This is a genomic window from Mycobacterium sp. 3519A, from assembly GCF_900240945.1.
Lineage (GTDB): Bacteria > Actinomycetota > Actinomycetes > Mycobacteriales > Mycobacteriaceae > Mycobacterium.
Window position 1 is genome coordinate 2,643,631 of sequence record NZ_OESG01000014.1, and the last position, 21,139, is coordinate 2,664,769.

The window sequence follows — 21,139 nt, forward strand, 5'->3', positions numbered from 1 at the left end:
CAGTGTCGAACCAGATCGTCGTTGCCGGTGCGCTGATCTCGGGTCCCCTGCTGCTGGTCGCCCAGCGGGCACGACCGCCGGAGTTGGCCGGGCTGTGGGAACTGCCCGGCGGGAAAGTGGCGGCGGGCGAGACCGACGCCGAGGCCCTGGTGCGCGAGCTGCGTGAAGAGCTGGGCGTCGACGTCAGCGTGGGTTCGCGCATCGGCGACGACGTCATGTTGAGCCCGACGATGACGCTGCGTGCCTACCGCGTGACGCAGACCGGCGGCGCCCTGTGTCCCAACGATCACAGCGCGCTGCGCTGGGTGGGTGCCGAGGAACTCGACGGCCTGCCGTGGGTGCCTGCGGACCGTGCGTGGGTCGGTCACCTCAAGAACGCGCTCACCGCGTGATTCATGTTTGCGCCCGCAAACGCGGCACACATTATTCTTCCCATCCATGCGCGTGCTGCGGTTCATCTGGCGGGGTGTGCTCGCCTTCGACCGGATCGGGTCGCGGATTCCGCAACTGATGCAGATTTGGCTCGTCGAGCTGTTCGTCGCCTTACCGCTGGCCTTCTTCATCGCCAAGCTCATCGACATTCGCGGCGCGTTCGGTGTGCCCGGCACCGGCGGCTCGCTGCCGGGCGTCTTCTGGGGCGCGCTGGTGGTGTCGCTGGTGTGCGGATTCTTCTTCGTCAAGAACCTGATCCGGCCGCGGGTGGTGGACGGCAGCTGGACGCCGATGATCAAGGCCGACGTCGGGGATTACGTGGTGGCCGTTGGCAATCCGCAGTGGACCGCGCATTACAAGTACCTCACCAGCCACCCGTCGTATGCGCTGCTGCTGCTTCTCACCGCACCCATCCCTGCGGTGATGGTGGCGACGACGGCCAATCAGGGCGACAGCGCCTTCTACTGGCGAGTGGCGGGCACCGTCGGCCTGGTCATCCTGGCGTTGATGGCCCTGGGCGCGTATTGGCCTGGTACGTCTTCCGGTTCGGCCGCACGCAACTCGACGCCCAGGCCGCCGACGCTGGGTCCTCGCAACGGAAGCTGGCGTGGGAGATCGCCAAGCTGCCGGTCGTCACCGTTGCCGACAGCGTCGACGCCGTCGACCAGTACCGCAGGGTCGAAGGCTCGTTGGCCTCTGAAGCGGTTTACTGGGCGCCGCGCGGCACGGGTCGCGGTGGCAACAACTACTCGGGCGCCGGTGTGCTGGTGCAACTTGCCTCAGGCGGTGAAGCGCTGCTGCTGGCCGAATCGTTGTCGGTGCCCGACTTCGTCGGCGCGATGAAGGACGTGGCGGACGGTGAGATCAAGACACAGGGCAAGGTGATCGACGCCATCACCGACACCCAACTGCAGTACTACGGCTTCGACGAGAGTGACTTCCCCGACCCGTCATCCGACGGCCGGGTGATGGTGCTCATGTCGTATCCATAGGCCTGGTCGGCTGTATTCTCAACCGTCGCAAGCTCTTCGCCGTGGATGAAGCGGCCGTGGGTTTCCGGCAGGCGGAACAGCCCGATGAACACGATGACGATCAGTGCAGACACCACCGTCGTCGCCATCGCGATGCTTCCGCCGAACCAGCTAGTCGCGATCACGCCCGCGAAGAGCGGCCCGGCGGCGGTGAAGAAGCGACCGATGCTGTTGGTCACCGCCATCGCCGACGCCCGCACCGAAGGTCCGAACAGTTCAGGGAAGTACACAGCCGACCCGCCGATCGTTCCGAACACACCGAAGCCGACGACGGGAAGCAACGCCAGATACATCGCGTAGCTGTGCGCGAACGGATAGAGGGCGCAGATCGCGCCGAGCCCGATCAGCACGCTCATCACGAAGGTGTTCTTCCTGCCGATCTTGTCGGCGATGAAACCCCAACTGGCATAACCGATTGCGCCGCCGATGTTCAGCATCGCCGTGCCCCACGCGACGGCGGTGACCACCTCGGCGCCGGTGACGCCCTGGTCGGCCATGACGACCCGGATGTTGGCCGGTGTCCATGTGGTGACGCCCCAGAACGCGAACAGCGCGCCGATGCAGATGAGCGTGCAGGCGACAGTGGTCGACAGCAGCGGTTTGGTGAACAGCCGGACGAGTACGAAGCGGTCGGTGGCGGCCTTGGCGGCTCCCGCTGAGCGTTCCGCTTTGCGTTGCCTGCGTGCCGCTTTCACCTCGACCATCGACTCGGGCTCGTGCACGGTGCGGCGGATGTAGAACACCAGGAGCGCGGGAAGCAGGCCGAACGCCATCGTCCACCGCCACCCGAGATGACCGACAAAGTTGTAGACCACGGCGGACAACAGCGCGCCGAGAGCCAGCCCCGACATCATCACCCCGCTGGCCTTGGCGCGGTGCCTGCTGCTCGACCATGCCTCGGCCACCAACGCCGCGCCGATCGGAAGCTCCACCCCCGACCCGATACCGGCAATGAACCGGAACGCGACGAACTGCTCGTAATTCACCACCGCGACGGCGAGCGCGGTGAACACCGAGTAGAGCAGCACGCCGGTCATCAGCACGCGGACCCGGCCCACATAGTCCGCGATCACGCCGAACATGATCGCGCCGATCGCCCAGCCCGTCAGGAACACGGTGACGGCGAGGCCGGCGTGAAAGGTGGACGGATGCCCGAGCAGATCGGTGGTCGCAGGCCCGGCGACTTGGGTGAACAGGCTGTAGTCAAACCCGTCGAGGGCCCAGCCCAGGGTGGTCGCCAACAGCACCGACCATTGGTATCGGGTGATCTCCCGGTGCCACGGCGTGCGCGCGCCCGCGGTCCCTGCGGTCATAGCTGGCTCCTTTGCCACTTGGAACGAGATTCTTGCTGACTTGTCAAACGTCGTCGCGGCGGAGCGCCCCGACCACCAACCGATTCACGCTGAACTCGAGCGCCTGGTCCTCGTCGAGCGAACGAAACGCCCGCAGGAGGTCTTTGATCTCGGAATGAATGCGCGGGTGTCGAGCCCGCAGTGCGGCCACCCGCTCGGCCACTTCCTTGGTCAAGGCGTCGGCTCCGCTGACGACCTCGTTCACCAGACCCATGTCCCGGGCGCGGTTCGCACTGATCGATTCACCGGTCGCCGTGAGCCAGAACGCTTCTCGCTCGCCGACCACGCGCGGCAGCCACGCCAGCACCAGGGCAGGCGCCAGGTTGATACCCACCTCGGGGAACGAGAACTGGGCGTCGGAAACGGCGATCGCGACGTCACATGCCGCGATCAAACCGACCCCGAAACCCGCTGCGTCACCGTGTACTTCGGCGATAGTCACCAATGGCGAGTCGCGCAGCGCCTGATGCAGCCCAACCAGGATCCGGGTTTCGGAGACGAGATCGCCAGGCGTCGCGCCCGCACGTTCCCGGCCCAGGCAGAACACCGTCCCGTTGGCGCGCAACACCACGACGTGGGCGCCCGCAGGCGGGTGGCGCAGCAGTTCGGTGAGTTCGGCGCACAATTCGACGGTCAACAGGTTGTGCGGTGGCCGGTCGACGACCACTTCGAGGACGCCGTCCGACGTGGATTCGACGCGCAGGCCCGCCACCTCAGTTCAGCCGATCCGTCGCCACGCCGCCGTACCAGTCGACGTCGTCGGGCGCGGTTCTGACGGTGACCGCACGGACATGGGTGAAGTCGTGGAACGACTCCCAACCGCCCTCTCTGCCCACCCCGCTGTCGCGCACGCCGCCCCACGGCGACGATGGGTCCAAGCGGTGGTGGTCGTTGATCCACACCATGCCCGTCTCCAGTTGGCCGGCCACCCGGTGCGCGCGAGCCACATCCCGCGTCCAGATCGACGAACCCAGTCCGAAGTCGGAATCGTTGGCCATCGCAATGGCATCCGCCTCGTCGTCGAACGGAATGGCGACGACCACCGGTCCGAAGATCTCCTCCCGTGCGACCCGCATGTCGTTGGTCACGTCGGCCAACACCGTCGGTTCGACGAAGAAGCCGCCGGGCAGACCGGGCACGTCGGCGGCCCGCCCTCCGGTGACCACCCGCGCCCCTTCGGCGACCGCGATGTCGACGTAGTTGAGGATGCGCTGCTGAGCGCGTTTCGAAATGACCGGTCCCAGTTGGGTTGTCGCGAGTGCCGGATCGCCGATGCGCACCGACGCCGCGACCTCGGCAAGTGCGGCGACCACGTCGTCGTACACCGTGCGTTGGATCAGCAGCCTGCTGCCCGCGATACAGGTCTGGCCGGCGCCGATGAATCCGCCGAAGGCGGCACCGCGCGCGGCCACGTCGACCGGGGTGTCGTCGAAGATGAGAACCGGTGACTTACCGCCCAATTCGAGTGTCGCCTTGGCGAAGCGTTTCGCCGTCGCCACCGCGATCGCCCTGCCGGGTTCAGTGCCGCCGGTGAACACCGCCTTCTTGACCAACGGGTGTTCGGTGAGCGCTGCTCCGGCCGTCGGGCCGAGGCCGGGGACCACGTTGAGTACACCGTCGGGGATGCCGGCCTCGATCGCGATCTTGCCGAGCAGCAGCGCGGTCAGCGGCGTCTGCTCAGAAGGCTTGAGCACCACCGTGTTTCCCGTTGCCAAGGCAGGCGCCAGACTCTTGGACGCGATCATCATCGGGTGGTTGAACGATGCCAGGATGCCGACCACGCCGATCGGGAACCGGCTGGTGTAGGAGTGGTAGTCACCGCGCAGCGGAACCACCGAGGTGCGGTCGGCGAGCAGCAGTGCGGCGTTGTACCGGTACCACTCCGCCAACCGGGTGATCTGTGCCTTGGTCTCGGTGATCGGTCGTCCGTTGTTCAGCGTCTCGAGCTCGTACAGCTCGGACATGTGCGCTTCGATGCCGTCGGCGAACCGGTGGATCAGCCGGGCCCGGTCGTGGATCGGCATGGTCCGCCAGACGCCATGCCGGAAGGCGTCGTTGGCGGTGCGAACGGCGTCGTCGACATCCTCGGCGCTGGCGCCTGCCACCTCGGCGATCAGCTCGCCGGTCGCGGGATTGATGACGCGGATGGGCTTTGCCCGCCCCTCGACCTCGCGACCGCCGATCAGCAGCCCGGTCGGATAGGGCCGTCGCTGATCTGCGGTGGTGTCAGAGGGGGAGTCGATCAAGGTCATCGCGCAGGCTCCAAGTCGTATACCAAAACATGAACTCGTATACCGCAAGCTAGTCGATGTGTGTCACAGGCTGCAAGGGGATACATTTCGGGTCCGATAGACTCGGTTTGCCACGCATGTCCGACGGTGAGGGTTCGAGAGAGGCGACATGGCGAGTGAGTCCGCGGCAGGCCGAGTCGCCCACGCGCTTCGGCAGCGGTTGCTGAGCGGAGAACTCCGCCCGGGGACGCGGCTGTCACAGCAGCAGATCGCCAGCGAGTACGGCGTCAGCCGGATGCCCGCCCGCGACGCGCTTCAGGCGCTGGCGAGTGAGGGGTTGGTCGACATCAGTGCCGCCACCGCCGTGGTGCGCAGGCTCTCGGTCGCCGAGCTACAGGAGCTTTACGAATTGCGCGAGGCGGTCGAGCCGGTGCTGACCAGAATCGCCGTGCCGAACGTCGGGCGGGCCGAACTGACCCGGATGGCCTCGATGCTGGAGACGATGGAGGCCGGGCCGTCACCACACGAGTGGCTGGAGCTCAACACGCAGTTCCACGCGCTGATCTACACGCAGGCGAACCGGCCCACGATGATCCACCTGACCGAACAACTGCGGCGACTGACCGACCGCTATCTCTACCTGCATGTCGGCGTGTTCGGCGACATGGGGCATCTGCATGAGGAGCACCGGCAGATCTACGAAGCGGTGAGCCGCGGCGACGCCATCGCCGCTGCCGAGTTGACGCGTAAACACCTCTCGACGTCACACGATTTCATCCTGCGGTTCCTGCTGGACAGCGACGCCGCGACGGCCGAAGAGCCCAGCGCGTCAATGACTTTCGGGATCCTGGGTGTCGGCGGAACGGCTTGACGCGGTTAGTAATGCAGCCGGTCGTTGACCACGGGCACACCGGAGTGGCGCAGCGAGTAGATCGGGTGCATCAACGCCGGGTGCCTGCAGTGCGCGCATGATTCCTGCGCGTGGTTGGCCGACGAGAACGTCAGGTGATGGCACGCTTCGCACCGGACGACGTAGAACGCGCCCATCCAATTGAGCAGTCCGAGGTAGATCGCCGCGGTCGCGGCGGTCGCCAAAACGGCGATGACCGTGATGGTGAAGACCTCTTCGAGCGTCATAGGTCAACCTCCAACCTGTCTTGACGAACACTTCAAACGCTACGCGCGCGAGCTGTGAGTCATATGTGTAAGCCTGACAGAGCCCGAGCCGCTGCCGAACGTTCCGTACCGCTCGAAAAATTTGCGAATTTTCGAGCGGTACGGAACGTTCGTCGCCCCGATGGCCGCCGAGTGACCGGCGTCTCTCGTTTTCGTGATTGGCCGACCACACTGGGATGATCTGAAGGTGGATTTGCGCCCTGATTTCAGAAACGTCGCCATCGTGGCCCATGTCGACCATGGGAAGACGACCCTCGTCGACGCGATGCTGCGCCAGTCGGGCGCCCTGCACCATCGCGGCGACGACGCCATCGAACGCCTGATGGACTCCGGTGACCTGGAGAAGGAAAAGGGCATCACCATCCTGGCCAAGAACACCGCGGTGCACCGCAAGCACCCGGACGGTTCGACCACGGTGATCAATGTCATCGACACCCCCGGCCACGCCGACTTCGGCGGTGAGGTCGAGCGCGGACTGTCGATGGTCGACGGAGTCCTGCTCCTGGTCGACGCCTCCGAGGGCCCGCTGCCGCAGACCCGTTTCGTGCTGCGCAAGGCGCTGGCCGCGCACCTGCCGGTGATCCTCGTCGTCAACAAGACCGACCGGCCCGACGCGCGCATCGCAGAGGTGGTCAACGAAAGCCACGACCTGTTGCTCGACGTCGCCTCCGACCTCGACGAGGAGGCCCAGAAGGCCGCGGAGAACGCGCTCGGGTTGCCGACGCTCTACGCGTCAGGTCGCGCGGGCATCGCCAGCACCGTCGAACCGGCCAACGGCGAAAACCCAGAAGGGGACAACCTCGACCCGCTGTTCGACGTGCTGCTGGAGCACATTCCGCCGCCGAAGGGCGATCCGGAGGCGCCGCTGCAGGCACTGGTGACCAACCTCGACGCGTCGACGTTCCTCGGCCGCCTCGCGCTGATCCGCATCTACAACGGCAAGATCCGCAAGGGCCAGCAGGTCGCCTGGATGCGCGAGGTCGACGGCCACCCGGTGATCACGAACGCCAAGATCACCGAACTGCTGGTGACCGAAGGCGTTGAAAGAACCAGCACGGACTCCGCATTCGCGGGCGATATCGTCGCCGTCGCGGGCCTGCCCGAGATCATGATCGGCGACACGCTGGCGGACCCGGATCACGCGCACGCGCTGCCGCGCATCACCGTCGACGAGCCGGCCATCTCGGTCACCATCGGCACCAACACCTCGCCATTGGCGGGCAAGGTGTCCGGCCACAAGCTGACCGCGCGGATGGTGAAGTCGCGGCTGGACGCCGAACTCGTCGGCAACGTGTCGATCAAGGTCGTCGACATCGACCGGCCCGACGCGTGGGAAGTGCAGGGCCGCGGTGAGCTGGCGCTGGCCGTGCTCGTCGAGCAGATGCGGCGCGAGGGCTTCGAACTGACGGTCGGCAAGCCGCAGGTGGTCACCCAGATGATCGACGGCAAGCTGCACGAACCGTTCGAGGCGATGACCATCGACTGCCCCGAGGAGTTCGTCGGTGCCATCACCCAGCTGATGGCCGGCCGGAAAGGCCGGATGGAGGAGATGACCAACCACGCCGCGGGCTGGGTGCGAATGGACTTCATCGTGCCCAGCCGTGGGTTGATCGGGTTCCGCACCGACTTCCTGACACTGACGCGCGGCACCGGTATCGCCAACGCGGTGTTCGACGGCTACCGGCCGTGGGCGGGGGACATCCGGGCGCGGCACACCGGGTCGCTGGTGTCGGACCGCTCGGGCACCATCACCCCGTTCGCGATGATCCAATTGGCCGACCGCGGCCAGTTCTTCGTCGAACCCGGCCAGGACACCTACGAGGGTCAGGTGGTCGGCATCAATCCGCGCGCCGAGGACCTCGACGTCAACGTCACCCGGGAGAAGAAGCTGACCAACATGCGCAGCTCCACCGCCGACGTCATCGAGACGCTGGCCCGCCCGCTGGAGTTGGACCTCGAGCAGGCGATGGAGTTCTGCGCCGCCGACGAATGCGTCGAGGTGACGCCGGAGGTGGTCAGGGTGCGCAAGGTCGAACTCGACGCCACCCAGCGGGCCAGGGCGAAGGCCCGCGCCAAAGCCCGCGGTTAGACCTGCTGCTGGGTTGCCAACGCCACCTTCAACAGCTCGGCCGCGGTGACCGCCACCTCCAGTGTCTTGGCTTTGGTCAGGTCATCGCCCGCCGACGGTGCTCCCCAGTGCGCGACCGCGGTGAGGTCGCCGTTGAGGAACAGCCGTTTGCACTGGCCCCGCTGAATCTTGCCGCTCGACGTCGTCGGGATCGACAGATGCTCCACCAAAACCACTGAGTGCGTTCGGATTCCGTACCGGTCGGCGATCGCAACCCAAATCTTGTCGATGATGTCGTAGAGTTCGACCTCGCGATGGCGGTGCACCTCCTGCACCACGACGAGCTGTTCGACCGCACCCAGCCCCGGCGTGATCGCAAAGGCCGCACCGCGGCCCGATACGAGCACCGGATCGCAGTCCTGCACCGTCAGCTCGATGTCGTTGGGGTAGTAGTTGCCGCCGCGGATGGTGATGAGGTCCTTGCAACGTCCCGTGATGAACAGCTGCCCCGAGCGCAGGAAACCCAGATCACCGGTGCGCAGGAACGGCCCGTCCGATGTTCCCGACAGAAACGCCGAGAACGTCTGCTCGGTTTCTTCCGGCCGTTGCCAGTAACCCCGGGCGACGCTGGGGCCCGCGATCCAGATCTCGCCGACCTCATCCGCCCGGCACGGGCGGCGCGTCACCGGATCGACGATGACCACCCGTTGGCCGCCTGCGGGTCGACCGCAACCGATCAGCGCCACGGCGGATTGACTTTCGGGTTCGACGTCGACAACGCGGTCCTCGGTCAGCGCAGCGCGATCGATGTGGTGCACCACGGGAAGCGCGGAGTCCGATCCGCCCGATACCAGCAGGGTGGCTTCGGCTAATCCGTAGACCGGGAATTGCGCCTGCGGGCGGAAACCGGAGGAAGCGAAGGCATCGGCGAACCGCTGCAGAGTCGCGGGACGCACCGGCTCCGCGCCGTTCATGGCCATGGCAAGGCTCGACAAATCAAGTGCCGCACGCTCTTCCGCGGTGCTCTGTTCGATGCAGAGCTCGTAGGCGAAGTTCGGCGCGACGGTGAAGGTGGCGCGATGCCGGGAGATGGCTTCCAGCCATCTCATTGGTCGCTTGACGAAGGCCGTCGGCGACATGAGATGGGTTGTGCACCCGACGTAGAGCATCGAGAGGATGGCGCCGATCAGACCCATGTCGTGATGAGACGGTAGCCAGAACACACTGACGGCGGTGTCGTCGCCGCCCCAGACCTGACGGACGGTCTCCATGTTGTGGAGAAGATTGCGGTGTGTCAGCACGACACCCTTGGGCGCCGTAGTCGAGCCAGATGTGTACTGCACCATGGCAATTGCGTCCGGATCGAGGTCCGGCGCCACCCAGCTGTCGGCGTCGCCGACGTCGTCGGTCAGCCCCCACTGCAGGTGGCGCCCTTCGTCCAAATCGTCTACCGCGGCTCTGACGTTCGCGTGCGTTTCGGCCGTGGCGAGCGCGAAGCGGGCCTGCGCGTCGGGAACGACCGACGACAAGCGCGGAGCCAGCCGCTCGTGCACGGGCACCGCGACAGCGCCCGCGTAGATGCAGCCGAAGAATCCGGCGACATGGTCCAGACCAGGGCGGCACAGCACCAGGACGCGCTCCCCGGCTGCGCCCTGATGTTGCAGGCGCGACGCGATTGCTCGGGCCTTGAAGTCCAGCTCTTGATACGTCAGCTGGGTACGGTTTTCGTCATCGCCGTTGTACGAGAAGCTGAACGCGACCTTGTCTCGGTAAACCTCGGCTCGCTGCCGCAGAAGGTCCAGCAGCGTGGCGGCGGGGGCCGTCGTGTGCTGTGGCAATTTCGTCACCTATCCCTGATCCAGTGAGGACCCGAAGATGGGCCTCCTCGGTTGTGCTGGCCGAGGAGGCCCACCTGCGGTCCGGTTGAGATGTTCCTACTTGGCGTGGCGTCCGTGCGATGCGGCGTCAGCGCCTTTGGCCTTTCCGGCACTTGCCTTTTCGGCGCCACCGGCCTTCTCGCCACCGGCTTTGTCGCCACCGGATGCTGCGCTGTTGGACGAGTCCGCTTTGCCCGCCGTCGCGTCGGTGCCGCCCTTCGCGCTGGCGGTGTCACCCGACTTGGGGGCGTCTGACCCGGCACGCTTGCGCGGCTTCGCCTTGTTGCCTGGGGTCGTGTCAGTGCCGGCATCCGACGACTTCGTGTCATTCGACGCTGTGGTCGAGTCGGTCTTCGTTGCCGAATCGCTTGTAACACCTGAGGTTCCGGTCGTCGGACCGGTGGATTCCGGCGCGGCCGCCGTCTTCGTGGCGTCGGTGCTGTCAGCCGTCGACGGGGGCGTCGCCGTGGACGTGGCATCGGGGGAGGACTCGCCAATGGTCTCCGTCTTGGGCGTGCTCTCCGTGGTGCCGGAAGTCGACAGGCTTGCCAATTTGGCCGTCGCTTCTTCAGGCGCCGTGGTGCGGGCTTCCGCGGTGACCGCGGCAGTGTCCTCGACGTCCTCGACGTCCGCGACCATGGTGCTCAGCGTTGGGAAATGCAAGGTGGACAACGGCGGAACCTGCACTGCGTCCTTGCCGTCCCAGTGATCACCGAGTAGCACCCCGACCGTTTGTGAGATGGCCTGCAAGGCGCCGATCGGGCCGACCGGGTTGCTCGGAATGGGGAGGGTGATGGGTACTCCGAGCGCGTCGGTTGTGATGGTGAGGCCCAGGCTGTTCAGGATTGAACCGCCGGGAGTGGTTATCCCGGGATCGAGAGTGCCGCCCTGCGTGTAGCTGCCTTGCGAGACGCTGCCGACGGAGAACAGCCCGCCGAAGGCGAAGTCGAGCGCATCCAGCGTGGTGCCCGCCGGCAACACGCCCGACTGATTGATCAGCGGCGTCAGCGCGGTGAGGTCGAGGTTGGCGCCGTTGAAGAAGGCATTCACCATGTTCGCCGGCGTGTCCAACAGGTGGGTCAACGCCGCGGCCGGGTCACTGGCCTGCAGCGCGGCCCCGACGGCAAGGGCGCTGTTGAGCAGTGCCACCCCGGGAGCGATGACGGGGCCGACCGCGCCGATGAGCAGGCCACTCAGCGGCGACGACAGGACCTGCAGGACCTTGGTGACGATTCCGGCATCGATATCCGGCGGTAGGAACTCGGGAAGCAGGCTGACCAAGGCGCCGTGTAGGGCATCGAGGGTGTGGGCCTGGACCGCCGTGGCGGTGGCCTCGCTCGGGTTCACCCCCGTGATGCCCGTCGCGACGGTCTGGACATTGTTGGCGATCTGCGTCAACACGGAGCCGAGGCTCGACGGGTCGTTGAGGACCTGGTTGAGATAGCCGACCTGATTGACGATCGCTTGCTGCAGCCCCACGCCGGGCGCCAGGAAGAAGTTGTTGGTGAGCGTCGACGCGTTGGCGGATGTGGTGTTGAAGGCGTTCTGCCACGCTTCGAAGGGATTCCACCCAGCCGTGAGCCGCACCGCCATCGCCTCCAACTGGTGCGGATTCGGGACGTGAATGTCGGGAAGTGGCGGCGCGACAGGAGACACAGCTATGACGCTGGCCCCGACCAGGGCTACGCATCCGGAGGCATACGGACGAACTGCTGCTTGCATGACAACCCCTACTGACGTTGTGCGGTGTTGTTGGACGGTGCGAAATTTACCCAGGCGTAAGTTCACAAATCTGCGATTTCCGCAAACTAATAGGTGCGCTATAGATGGGCCTGAACTCTGGCAATGACGGTGCCCCTCACGGAAAACTCGCTGTTCGTAGCTGGTACCCAAGAAAAGCAATTAGCTTGACAAATCGTCGCAAACGCCGACGCCCATTGCGTAGCTACGCCCATAGCCCAGCTCGACAACAAATGGCAGGCGGTGTCGTTTATTAGCTCAGCTCGGCGATCTAGCCGCCAGTGGCTGATCTTGATGTTCGCCGCCGGACCCCTGTCTCTCGAACAGGGCCGAGAGGGTTTGCGCCCGGGCTCAGCCAAACTAAGAGGATTAACAGCTGCGCGCCCGAATCGACTCTGATGGTTCGCCGTCCCTCGAGTAGCGCAATCGGATGGCACCTGCTGCCACTTCTGCGGGGCTCTCTGATGGGGTGACCCAGCAGCGTTCCCAGCGTCGCAGAAACTGCGGCCTTCGGCCCTCCCGATACCCTGAACACCGTGCCGGGGCCCCTACGCGTCATAGCTGCGCTATCCGCGCTGGTGACCCTGGTGGGCGGATGTACCGTCAGCCCGCCGCCGGCGCCGCAGAGCACCGACACCAGTCAGTCGACGCCGCCTCCTCCGGCCAAGGCGACGCAGATCATCATGGCCATCGATTCGATCGGTCCCGGCTTCAATCCGCATCTGCTGTCCGACCAGTCGCCGGTGAATGCCTCGATCAGCTCGCTGGTGCTGCCCAGCTCGTTCCGGCCGGTACCGGATCCCAACTCACCCACCGGGTCTCGCTGGGAACTCGACACGACGCTGTTGGAGTCGGCCGAGGTGAGCAACCAGAACCCGTTCACCGTCACCTACAAGATCCGGCCGGAGGCGTCGTGGACGGACAACGCCCCGATCGCCGCCGACGACTTCTGGTACCTGTGGCGCCAGATGGTCAGCCAACCCGGCGTCGTCGACCCGGCAGGCTATGACTTGATCACCGGTGTGCAGTCGATCGACGGCGGCAAGACGGCGGTGGTGACGTTCTCGCAGCCCTATCCGGCCTGGCGTGAACTGTTCAACAACATCCTGCCCGCCCACATCGTCAAGGACGTGCCCGGCGGATTCGCGGCGGGCCTGGCACGGGCGCTGCCGGTGACCGGCGGCCAGTTCCGCGTGGAGAGCATCGACCCCCAGCGCGACGAAATCCTGCTGGCCCGCAACGACCGGTACTGGAGCGCACCCGCCAAACCCGACCAGGTGCTGTTCCGTCGCGGCGGCGCTCCCGCCGCGTTGGCCGATTCGATCCGCAACGGCGATACTCAGGTGGCCCAGGTGCACGGCGGGGCGGCGGCGTTCGCGCAACTGTCGGCCATCCCCGACGTGCGAACGGCACGCATCGTCACCCCGCGCGTCATGCAGTTGACGTTGCGAGCCCAGCAGCCCGCCCTCTCGGATTCCCAAGTGCGCAAAGCGATTCTGGGCCTGCTCGACGTCGACTTGCTCGCGTCGGTGGGTGCGGGCGACGACAACACCGTCACGCTCGCGCAGGCGCAGGTGCGCTCGCCGTCCGACCCGGGTTATGTGCCGACCGCGCCGCCCGCAATGACCAAGGAGGCCGCGCTGGCACTGTTGGCCGAGGCGGGCTATCAGGTCGAGCCGATCGACACGACCGCGCCGACGACGCCGGGCACGCCAACACCCGAGAACCGCGGCCGCATCACCAAGGACGGTGTCCCGCTGACGCTCGTGCTCGGGGTGGCGGCCAACGATCCGACCGCGGTCGCGGTCGCCAACACCGCGGCGGACCAACTTCGCAACGTCGGCATCGCCGCGTCGGTGTCGGCGTTGGATCCGGTGGTGCTGTACGGCGATGCGTTGATCAACAACCGGGTCGACGCGGTGGTTGGCTGGCATCAGGCAGGCGGCGACCTGGCGACCTCGCTGGCGTCGCGCTACGGCTGTCCGGCGCTGGAAGCGACGGCGGTCTCCACCGCGACGCCTGGCACAACGCCGTTGTCACCGTCGCCGACCAGTACGTCATCGACGCCGCAGAAGCCGGGTACCACGGCCACCCAGACCAGTCCCGCCCCGGCCCCCGAATCTGGTGCGCTCGTCCAAGCCCCCAGCAACATCACCGGCATCTGCGACCGCAGCATTCAGCCGAAGATCGACGCCGCGCTCGACGGCACCGAAGACATCGGGGAAGTGATCGACGCCGTCGAACCACGGCTGTGGAACATGTCGACCGTGCTGCCGATCCTGCAGGACACCACGATCGTCGCGGCAGGGCCCAGCGTGCAGAACGTCAGCCTGACCGGAGCGGTGCCGGTGGGCATCGTCGGCGACGCCGGAAAGTGGGTCAAGGCGCCGCAGTGATCACTTCACGCAGGGAGTGTTCGTCCCGACCATCTCGGTGAGGTCGGTGGGTGCGGGTGCCTTGGTGCCGGTGGCTGTCGCGTCGACGGTGGTGACAGGTGTCGCGGTGGTGGCCGTCGGGCTGGAATCGGTCATGTACTGATCGGCGGGGAAGTCGGCGCCGATGGTCAGTTGCACGGTGCCGGGCGCAACGGTGTCCGAGGCGGTCGCGGCGACCTGCAACCGGTCGGCCAGCGTGCGGGCCGCATCGTCGGCGCCCGCGCCGTAGGCGATGGTGCTGGTGTCCGCCAACTGATCTGCCGTCGACACCGTCCCGGCGATCAGCCCGTCGGTGCCGAACGTGCGCTCTATCGCCGATCCGAGACCGTCGTGGTCCGTGGCGTTCACGACGTCGAGAGTTGCTGGGGCAGAAGGACTTTGGCTCGGGGTCGGGGTGGGTGGAGTCGTACCATCGGTGAACAGGCTGTGCACGATCTGCCGGATGCCTTGCACGTCAACGATGTTGACGTCTTCGCCTTGGGAGTTCTGACCGAACTCACTGATCGGCAGCGTGTACAGGGTCAGGCGGCTGTCGGTCAAAGACGATGCCCGGTCGACGAAGCGGGCGAGGTCGAAGCCGTCGTCCACGGCGATGTTCTGCTCGGCGACCTGCAGCAGGTTTCTCAGGTCGGCGGGATTGGACAGTGCGCCGCCGTGCCGCAACGCGGTCACCAGTGAGACGATGAACGCCTGCTGCCTGCGGGTGCGATCCATGTCGGTGAACAATTCGTCGTTCGCGTCGCGGCGTTGCCGCACGAACGCCATGGCCTGCGCGGCGTTGATCTGTTGGACGCCGCGGTGAAAGTCCGCCCCGGAGTAGCTGTCTGACGTGTCGTCGTTGAGGCACACGGTGATGGGTTGCACCACCTGTGCTATCTGAAAGAACGCACCGAGGGTCACTTCGATGAAGTGGTCGATCGACACACCCAACAGCTTGCGCACGGTGTTGATCTCGGCTTTGCGGCCCGCCTCGCGGGCGGTCTGCTCGCGGCTGGACTGGGCGATGCTGTCGCTCAGCGAGTCCATCTTCTGCTGATAGGCCAACCCGTAGGCCTGCTTGACCTTGCCCTTGCACACCCCGCTGGGACAGCCGGGCAGATCGACGTAGTCGTCGCGAGGCACCGATACCGCGCTGACGTTCGCGCCGCCGCCCGACAAGTGCAGCAGGATCAACACGTTGGCGTTGTAGCCGCCGACCGTTTCGTCACCGGCGTGCAAGGCATCGTAGATGTCCTGGGGCAGTGGCTGGCCGTGTTGGTCGAGGCGACTGTCCAATCCCATGATCAGGATGTTCTCGTCGCCCCCGACAGACGCGGGAGCGCCGACCAGGGCCTGCGATGTGGTGATGCCGCCGGACAGATTGCGGTAACCGCTCCACCCCGCAGCCGTCACCGCCAAAGCGGCCACAGCGGCCAATGCGCCCAGCACTCGGCCGGTGACGAGCGCTCGGCGCCTGCTGCGCGCACTCGGAAGCCGGTGCCGTGGCCCTGCCACTGGCGGGATCGGCTCGGTTTCCCACCCCGAAACGGCTGGTCGACTCATAACAGATCGGGATTATCCCGGCGGCTCCTGAGCGGAGACTGAGGACGGCGACGACGTAATCGGCCCCCTCCATTTGCGGAGGGGGCCGACTCGATCTTCAATGGCTACTTCTTCTTGCTGGCCTTCGCGGTAGCCGACTTCGCGCTCGAGGCCTTCTTGGCGCCGGACTTCTTCGAGGTGTTGTCGCCCTTGGCCGTTGAGGTGGCATCGGTGTCGGACCCCTTGGCGTTGGACGTGGTGTCGCCCTTGGACGCGGTGTCGCCCTTGGAAGTGGTGTCGCCCTTGGACGTGGTGGTGTCACCCTTGGAGGTGGCGGTGTCACCCTTGGTCGCCGTGTCGCCCTTGGACGTCGTGTCATCGGCGGGTGCGCTGTCGGTTGCCTCGGTCGACGAGCTCGCTTCGGTGGACGACGTCGACGTGGCGGACTTGCCGGTCGTTTCGTCCTTGGACGTCGCGGTTGTCGAGTCATCGGCGGCCGTTTCGTCCTTGGTGTCGGTCGCCTTGGCCTTGGTCGAGGTGTCCGTCGACTTGGCGGTGGTTGCCGGCGCGACGTCGAGGGTGACGGTCTTGGCGGCCGCCGTCTTCGTCGAGGTCACTTCGTCAGTCGCGGCGGTCGTCGTCGCCGCGGCCGGTGGTGCCGGCGGCGTGATCGCGTCGAGGATCATGTCCCTGATGGTGATCACCAGGCCGAGGGGGCCGGACATCGGCGACAACAAACCGCCGATTTGGGTCGGCGCGTAGCCGTTGATGAAGCCGTCCAGCATGACGGCAGGCGCGTTGACGATGGCGCTGACGACGGCTGCGGGATTGCCGGCTGCCGCGGCATCGGCGACGCCCTGGAGGGCCTGTCCCGTAGCGTTCAGCAACGCCAGCGGCGGCTGCAACACTCCGAGACTGGCGGCCAGCACGACATTTGGCAGTTGATCGACGACCTTCGTGAAGTTCGTCAGCGGCTGCAAAAGCGGCCCCGCGAACGGGAGCGCGCCCAGGACAATGCCGGTGGAAAGGGCCTCGGCCGCGTCCTGGATGTGGCCCTCGCGCAATTGAGTCAGCACATTCTGCAGCGTCGCTGGAATGCTGCCCGGATTGCTTATTTGTAGAGACCCCTCCAGCGCCCGGCCGAGTTCAGTGATCAGGGTCGACTGGTTGGCCAGGACTTGCGCCAGAATCGGCGCGACTCCGTGCGCGAAAGCTCTCTGGTACAGCTCGTTGATGTTGGTGACCGTGTTTTCCAGCAGCTGTCCGTAAGGGCTCGTTGCCGCGGACAGTGCGACCTCGGCCGAGCGAACGTCTGGGAGCGAGATGTGCGGCGGCGCTGGCGCGAGGGGAGCGACCGCGATGACGCTTGCTCCGACGAGGGCGATCCCCGCATTGAGATAAGGACGACGAACAGTGGCACCTTGCATAGCATCTCCTCAAAATGCAGTAGGTATAGCATTCGAAACTTACTCAGAAGTAATGCGCCAAATACCGCATTTCGAAATATTATTTGTGACTCACAGCTTCCTGGTAGATAGTGGTCAGTAGCTGGACTAATGGGGTCCGCGCGGGTGGGGCTAACAAAGTAATTCGAAGGCTGGGTAAGTGCTTTTCTGTGATCTGTCGAGACATGCCATTAACGTTGTTTATTAGCTAGTCTTTCCGAAAATCCGACAAACCTCGGCATACATGTGTCCGCCAGAATCGGGTGACGTTGCCGGCAGCTTGCCCGCGGGTGGGCGCGGAATCGATGTGTCATCCGAACGGTCGACAGCCACAGCAATCCTTGACAACGCAACAAATCCACGCCGGCTCGTTTGCCGGGCCGGAGACGAATCAAGCGGGCGGATTTGCGGTGTGTCGCTCGCGGAGCAGACGTAGTCCATGCGAGGCGTATGCGGCGATGGCGAACACCGCGAGCAGCCAGTAGGGCGGGCGGGCGAGTTCCCAGACGAAGAGGGCCGCGAACAAGGGCGCCCGCTGCGTGATCGCCAGGACGCCCGCGGCGCATGTCAATGACAAAGCGGCGACGTGGATTTCGGTGCCCGCCCACTGATTTAACGCAAGGGCGGCAAGTGATCCCGCGGCGGCGCCAGTCGCCATTGCGGGCGTGAGTAGGCCGCCGACGGCGCCCGCGCGCAAGAACAGCGCGCTCAAGAGCGGCTTCAGCAGCAAGATGATCGCGGCCGCACCCAAAGTCAGACCGCTGTTGACGCTGACGGTCAGGATGCTTCGTCCGTTGCCGGGGAGTTCCGGCCACCAAATCGAGCAGATGCCGGTCAACAGCCCGGCGGCAGCGACCGACGGGATGAGCACCCACGACTTGAACTGCACGTTGGGCCGCGCAATCGCCATCACGCAGTTGAAGGCCAAGCCCACCGCGGCCGCCAGAGGCGCGATCACGAGGGCCAGGAAGGCGAATAGATAGGAGAGGGTGGCGTCCGGCCACGTCAGCGCGTGCTCGAGATGGGTGACGGGGGAGGCCACCGCGACCGCGAGGCTGGAGGTGATCAGTGCGGCGCCGAGCGCTCGCGGATGCCAGGTGCCGAGCAGGATGCGGGCCGTGAACAGGGCGCCGCCGAGGGGCACGCTGTAGACCGCGCCGAGGCCTGCCCCGGCCGCGCAGGCGAGCAGGATTTCGCGGTCGCGCGGGGTGAGAGTCAATCGTGTGGTGCCGAAATCGCTTAGCGCTGCGGCAAATTGGCGGGGTGCGCCTTCGCGGCCGAGCGACGCGCCTGATCCGACCAACAGCACCTGCAGGCCGGCGTCGATCGACAGCGGCACGCGTGGCACGGCGCGGTGACCCTTGATGGTCTCGGTCAGGCCGGGCACCTCGCGGCGTCGCCGAAGTAGCCACCACCCGCAACCGGCCAGTGCGCCACCGATCATCGGTCCGACGGCGCGCCGGACCGGGCTGCTGCCGCCGACGCCGGTCAGCAGGCTGCCGAACGAATAGTGGTAGGTGAGGTGTTCGATGGCGTGCAATAACAGCGTCGTGGCCGCGCCGGCGACACCGGCCAGCAGGCCGACGATGACGATCCCGCAGCCGAACTCAAGGGTGCGCCGGGACACGAGCTGAATGTATATGTGGATCGGCCCCCTCTCCGGGCGGAAGAGGGGGCCGATTCGTGAGCGGCGCTATATCTGCCTAGTCGTCTCGGTCACCCGCCGAGCGCGCCCCTCACCGCGCCGGCGAGATTCTTGGCGACTGAGCTGATGGCAGAACCGACCGGATTGGAACCGCCTCCGCCCTTCTTCTTGCCGTTCCCTGCGTTGTCCGAGCCCGTCGTTTCCGGCACGACCTTGTTCCCGTCGGTCGTATCGACTGCGGTGGCGTCGGTGGTGACGGTGGGCTTGCCTGTCGCCTTGTCAGGCTTGGCTGCTTCTGAGACTTCCTTGCCGAGCTGGGGTCCGGGGGAAGTCTCCTCAAGGGCTTGCTTGATGTCCTCGACTTTGGGCGGCACCTTGCCCTCTGCGGGTGTGCCCGCAGTCAGCTTCGCGACCGGGCCGCCCGGCGTGTTGCCCGAGTTGCCTTTGCCCTTGCCCTCGTCGCCGGAACCTGGCGCCACGTCCAGCGTGACGAGGTTCTTATTCGACGTGTCGGTTGCGTCGAAGGTGGAGGCGCGGAACGTCTCTGGTGCCGTCGCTTCCTCCGGGGCTTGGACGCCTGGAAGGCCTGGAAGCAGACCGAAGACCCGGCTGACGAGTCCCTGGATCGTCGGGATGACGGCCGGGAGTATCACGTTCCCGTTGAGGAGGTTCAACCCGACTCCCCCCAGCTCCGGGATATAGAAGAAGGCGGGGTTCTGGATGATTCCCCCGGCGAAGACCTTCGGGAGCACCAGTGCGGCGTCCGCCACTGTCGTTGCCTGCGCAGCGGGCAAGAGCTCGCTGACGAGCGGGAAAAGGTCCGGTCCATAGCCGCCGTTGACGAAGCCGTCGATGACGGTGGCCGGAGCACCGATGAGTTGGTTGATAACACCTGCGAAGTTGCCGGAGCCCAGCGAATCAACGACGTCCTGGAGAGCGGTGCCGATCGACCCGGGGCCGCTGATCAACGGTCCAGTAAGTCCCAGTGCGGCAATGGGCAACACCAGGGCTGCTTCCTCGCCAATCAGAGGCGCCAGCAGGGATCCCACGAATTTGGTGACGTTGAAGATCGGGCTCGCGACCAGGTTGAACAGCAGGAAGTTGACCGCGCCTTCGATCTGTCCTTCCGTCTCGACTGGCGTTAGTGCCGCCAGAGGCGAAGCAGCTAGCATGTCGGCGCCACCGAACGAGCCCAAGAGCCGGTCTACCAAGCCCTGAATCGTAGGAATGACACCGGGCAGGACGACGTCCAGCGGGGGAATCGGAATTAGGTTGAGGAGGCGCGGAGGATTAATGAGTCCTCCGGACAAGACGGTTCCAATCGCTTCGGGTGGGATCATTTGTCCCAACATCTGGCTGAGCAGTCCCGCTACGGCCTCGGCCAGCAAGGGAGACAGGTCGGGCCCGAACCCGCCGTTGACGAAGCCGTCGAGGATAGTGCCTGGAACACCGATCAGGGTGTTGATGAGTTCCTCGAGGTTGAATGAGCCGAGGCTGTTGACGACGTCCTGAACAGCATGGCCGATCGCTCCCGGGCCGCTGATCAGCGGTCCGCCGAGGCCCACCGCGCCAAGCGCCAATATTGCCTGAGCTTCCTCCGTGGATACGCCCAGCAGTTGTGCAACCAGTGGCGCAGGCAACGTCGCAAGGCGCACACCGAGACTGGTACCAGCGAAGATGAGCTGGTTGACCGCATTCTCGATCTCGTTGGCAGTGAGTTGGACCCCCCGGTCAACCACCGCTATCGGGTTCGGGACTTGGATCTCGGTCGGCGTCGGCACGATCGGTGCGACAGCGATGACGCTGGCGCCGACGATTGCTACGCCGGTCGTGACGTAGGGCTTGAGTGCGAGCTGCATGATTCCTCCAAAGCTGAGCAGTAGTGAGCCGCACACAGGAACCTATGCCACAAAATTCATCTGATTCTCAGGTTCGTACCGCGGTTTGCCGTCCTCCTTGCAAACAAAATTAGCTGGCTGAATGCCGAAAATTAGCTGGTCAGACTTGCCATACCTGTAGTTTAGCAAATTAAAACTAGCGAACCTATGCAAAGTAGTCCGTTCGACCGAAGCCGCTTAGTAAGCCCGTCAATGAGTTAGCTGAAACTAAATTGCTGGAGACGTCAATAACATGCTGGTTCGGGCCGCAGTTACTTTGCTGTCGGACGGGCCGCGTCTATCGCCCAG

At 65.5% G+C, this 21,139-nt stretch carries 16 protein-coding genes; 6 read left to right on the forward strand and 10 right to left on the reverse strand.

Annotated features, from left to right (window positions below; all coding sequences use genetic code 11):
- Positions 1 to 2: 2 nt before the first annotated feature.
- From C1A30_RS34075 to C1A30_RS36310, 3 genes are read left to right on the forward strand one after another with little or no spacing between them, the layout of a single operon-like run.
- The gene (locus tag C1A30_RS34075) at positions 3 to 392 is read left to right on the forward strand and encodes a (deoxy)nucleoside triphosphate pyrophosphohydrolase (protein WP_101952572.1); all 390 of its coding nucleotides are present in this window, start codon (positions 3 to 5) and stop codon (positions 390 to 392) included.
- A gap of 46 nt (positions 393 to 438) precedes the next feature.
- Positions 439 to 1,275 (forward strand): hypothetical protein, encoded by an 837-nt coding sequence (locus C1A30_RS34080; RefSeq protein WP_235010331.1) that lies wholly within the window; start codon positions 439 to 441, stop codon positions 1,273 to 1,275.
- Positions 1,251 to 1,424 carry a hypothetical protein gene (locus C1A30_RS36310; RefSeq protein WP_235010332.1) on the forward strand — a complete coding sequence of 58 codons (174 nt, stop codon included), beginning with the start codon at positions 1,251 to 1,253 and terminating at the stop codon, positions 1,422 to 1,424. Before C1A30_RS34080 ends, C1A30_RS36310 begins: the two co-directional genes overlap by 25 nt.
- On the opposite strand, the gene C1A30_RS34085 is transcribed toward C1A30_RS36310, so the two are convergent.
- The 3 genes from C1A30_RS34085 to C1A30_RS34095 are packed head-to-tail and all read right to left on the reverse strand — an operon-like array spanning position 1,349 to position 5,067.
- Positions 1,349 to 2,776, reverse strand: coding sequence for an MFS transporter (locus C1A30_RS34085; RefSeq protein WP_101952573.1), 1,428 nt, complete (start codon positions 2,774 to 2,776; stop codon positions 1,349 to 1,351). The two genes, C1A30_RS36310 and C1A30_RS34085, sit on opposite strands and share 76 nt — an antisense overlap.
- Positions 2,777 to 2,819: 43 nt before the next feature.
- The gene (locus C1A30_RS34090) at positions 2,820 to 3,527 is read right to left on the reverse strand and encodes an enoyl-CoA hydratase/isomerase family protein (RefSeq protein ID WP_235010333.1); all 708 of its coding nucleotides are present in this window, start codon (positions 3,525 to 3,527) and stop codon (positions 2,820 to 2,822) included.
- A gap of 1 nt (position 3,528) precedes the next feature.
- Positions 3,529 to 5,067 (reverse strand): aldehyde dehydrogenase, encoded by a 1,539-nt coding sequence (locus tag C1A30_RS34095; protein ID WP_101952574.1) that lies wholly within the window; start codon positions 5,065 to 5,067, stop codon positions 3,529 to 3,531.
- Positions 5,068 to 5,215: 148 nt separating this feature from the next.
- Between C1A30_RS34095 and C1A30_RS34100 the strand changes: the two genes are divergently transcribed.
- Positions 5,216 to 5,917, forward strand: a complete 702-nt coding sequence (locus tag C1A30_RS34100; RefSeq protein ID WP_101952575.1) for a GntR family transcriptional regulator — start codon at positions 5,216 to 5,218, stop codon at positions 5,915 to 5,917.
- A gap of 5 nt (positions 5,918 to 5,922) precedes the next feature.
- On the opposite strand, the gene C1A30_RS34105 is transcribed toward C1A30_RS34100, so the two are convergent.
- A complete protein-coding gene (locus tag C1A30_RS34105; protein WP_101952576.1) occupies positions 5,923 to 6,183 on the reverse strand; it encodes a hypothetical protein in 261 nt (86 codons plus the stop codon).
- A gap of 232 nt (positions 6,184 to 6,415) precedes the next feature.
- Between C1A30_RS34105 and typA the strand changes: the two genes are divergently transcribed.
- Positions 6,416 to 8,311 carry a translational GTPase TypA gene (gene typA / locus C1A30_RS34110; RefSeq protein WP_200828590.1) on the forward strand — a complete coding sequence of 632 codons (1,896 nt, stop codon included), beginning with the start codon at positions 6,416 to 6,418 and terminating at the stop codon, positions 8,309 to 8,311.
- Here the strand turns inward: typA and C1A30_RS34115 are convergent.
- Together C1A30_RS34115 and gjpA are read right to left on the reverse strand one after the other, a co-directional pair.
- A complete protein-coding gene (locus C1A30_RS34115) occupies positions 8,308 to 10,137 on the reverse strand; it encodes a fatty acyl-AMP ligase (RefSeq protein ID WP_369974198.1) in 1,830 nt (609 codons plus the stop codon). The genes typA and C1A30_RS34115 overlap by 4 nt on opposite strands.
- Positions 10,138 to 10,224: 87 nt before the next feature.
- Positions 10,225 to 11,889 (reverse strand): outer membrane porin GjpA, encoded by a 1,665-nt coding sequence (gjpA, locus tag C1A30_RS34120; protein ID WP_255413280.1) that lies wholly within the window; start codon positions 11,887 to 11,889, stop codon positions 10,225 to 10,227.
- Positions 11,890 to 12,434: 545 nt separating this feature from the next.
- On the opposite strand from gjpA, the gene C1A30_RS34125 reads away from it, so the two are divergent.
- Complete coding sequence (locus C1A30_RS34125; protein ID WP_101952579.1) at positions 12,435 to 14,303, forward strand: ABC transporter family substrate-binding protein; 1,869 nt, start codon at positions 12,435 to 12,437, stop codon at positions 14,301 to 14,303.
- On the opposite strand, the gene C1A30_RS34130 is transcribed toward C1A30_RS34125, so the two are convergent.
- The 4 genes from C1A30_RS34130 to C1A30_RS34145 all read right to left on the reverse strand — a co-directional run bounded on the left by C1A30_RS34130 (position 14,304) and on the right by C1A30_RS34145 (position 20,812).
- Positions 14,304 to 15,884: an LCP family protein gene (locus C1A30_RS34130; protein ID WP_101952580.1), complete on the reverse strand. Its 1,581-nt coding sequence runs from the start codon at positions 15,882 to 15,884 to the stop codon at positions 14,304 to 14,306.
- Between the two features lie 104 nt (positions 15,885 to 15,988).
- Positions 15,989 to 17,290 carry a hypothetical protein gene (locus C1A30_RS34135; RefSeq protein ID WP_101952581.1) on the reverse strand — a complete coding sequence of 434 codons (1,302 nt, stop codon included), beginning with the start codon at positions 17,288 to 17,290 and terminating at the stop codon, positions 15,989 to 15,991.
- 409 nt (positions 17,291 to 17,699) lie between these two features.
- On the reverse strand, positions 17,700 to 18,935 hold the full coding sequence (locus C1A30_RS34140) for a chloride channel protein (RefSeq protein ID WP_101952582.1): 1,236 nt from the start codon (positions 18,933 to 18,935) through the stop codon (positions 17,700 to 17,702).
- An 89-nt stretch (positions 18,936 to 19,024) separates the two neighbouring features.
- On the reverse strand, positions 19,025 to 20,812 hold the full coding sequence (locus tag C1A30_RS34145) for a hypothetical protein (RefSeq protein WP_101952583.1): 1,788 nt from the start codon (positions 20,810 to 20,812) through the stop codon (positions 19,025 to 19,027).
- Between the last annotated feature and the right edge of the window lie 327 nt (positions 20,813 to 21,139).

Excerpts from the sequence above, each read along its gene's own strand:
- C1A30_RS34135 (WP_101952581.1), bottom strand. The coding sequence starts at position 17,290 with ATGCAAGGTGCCACTGTTCGTCGTCCTTATCTCAATGCGGGGATCGCC.
- C1A30_RS34080 (WP_235010331.1), top strand. The coding sequence starts at position 439 with ATGCGCGTGCTGCGGTTCATCTGGCGGGGTGTGCTCGCCTTCGACCGG.
- gjpA (WP_255413280.1), bottom strand. The coding sequence starts at position 11,889 with ATGCAAGCAGCAGTTCGTCCGTATGCCTCCGGATGCGTAGCCCTGGTC.
- C1A30_RS34130 (WP_101952580.1), bottom strand. The coding sequence starts at position 15,884 with ATGAGTCGACCAGCCGTTTCGGGGTGGGAAACCGAGCCGATCCCGCCA.
- C1A30_RS34105 (WP_101952576.1), bottom strand. The coding sequence starts at position 6,183 with ATGACGCTCGAAGAGGTCTTCACCATCACGGTCATCGCCGTTTTGGCG.
- C1A30_RS34085 (WP_101952573.1), bottom strand. The coding sequence starts at position 2,776 with ATGACCGCAGGGACCGCGGGCGCGCGCACGCCGTGGCACCGGGAGATC.
- C1A30_RS34100 (WP_101952575.1), top strand. The coding sequence starts at position 5,216 with ATGGCGAGTGAGTCCGCGGCAGGCCGAGTCGCCCACGCGCTTCGGCAG.
- C1A30_RS34095 (WP_101952574.1), bottom strand. The coding sequence starts at position 5,067 with ATGACCTTGATCGACTCCCCCTCTGACACCACCGCAGATCAGCGACGG.
- C1A30_RS34145 (WP_101952583.1), bottom strand. The coding sequence starts at position 20,812 with ATGCAGCTCGCACTCAAGCCCTACGTCACGACCGGCGTAGCAATCGTC.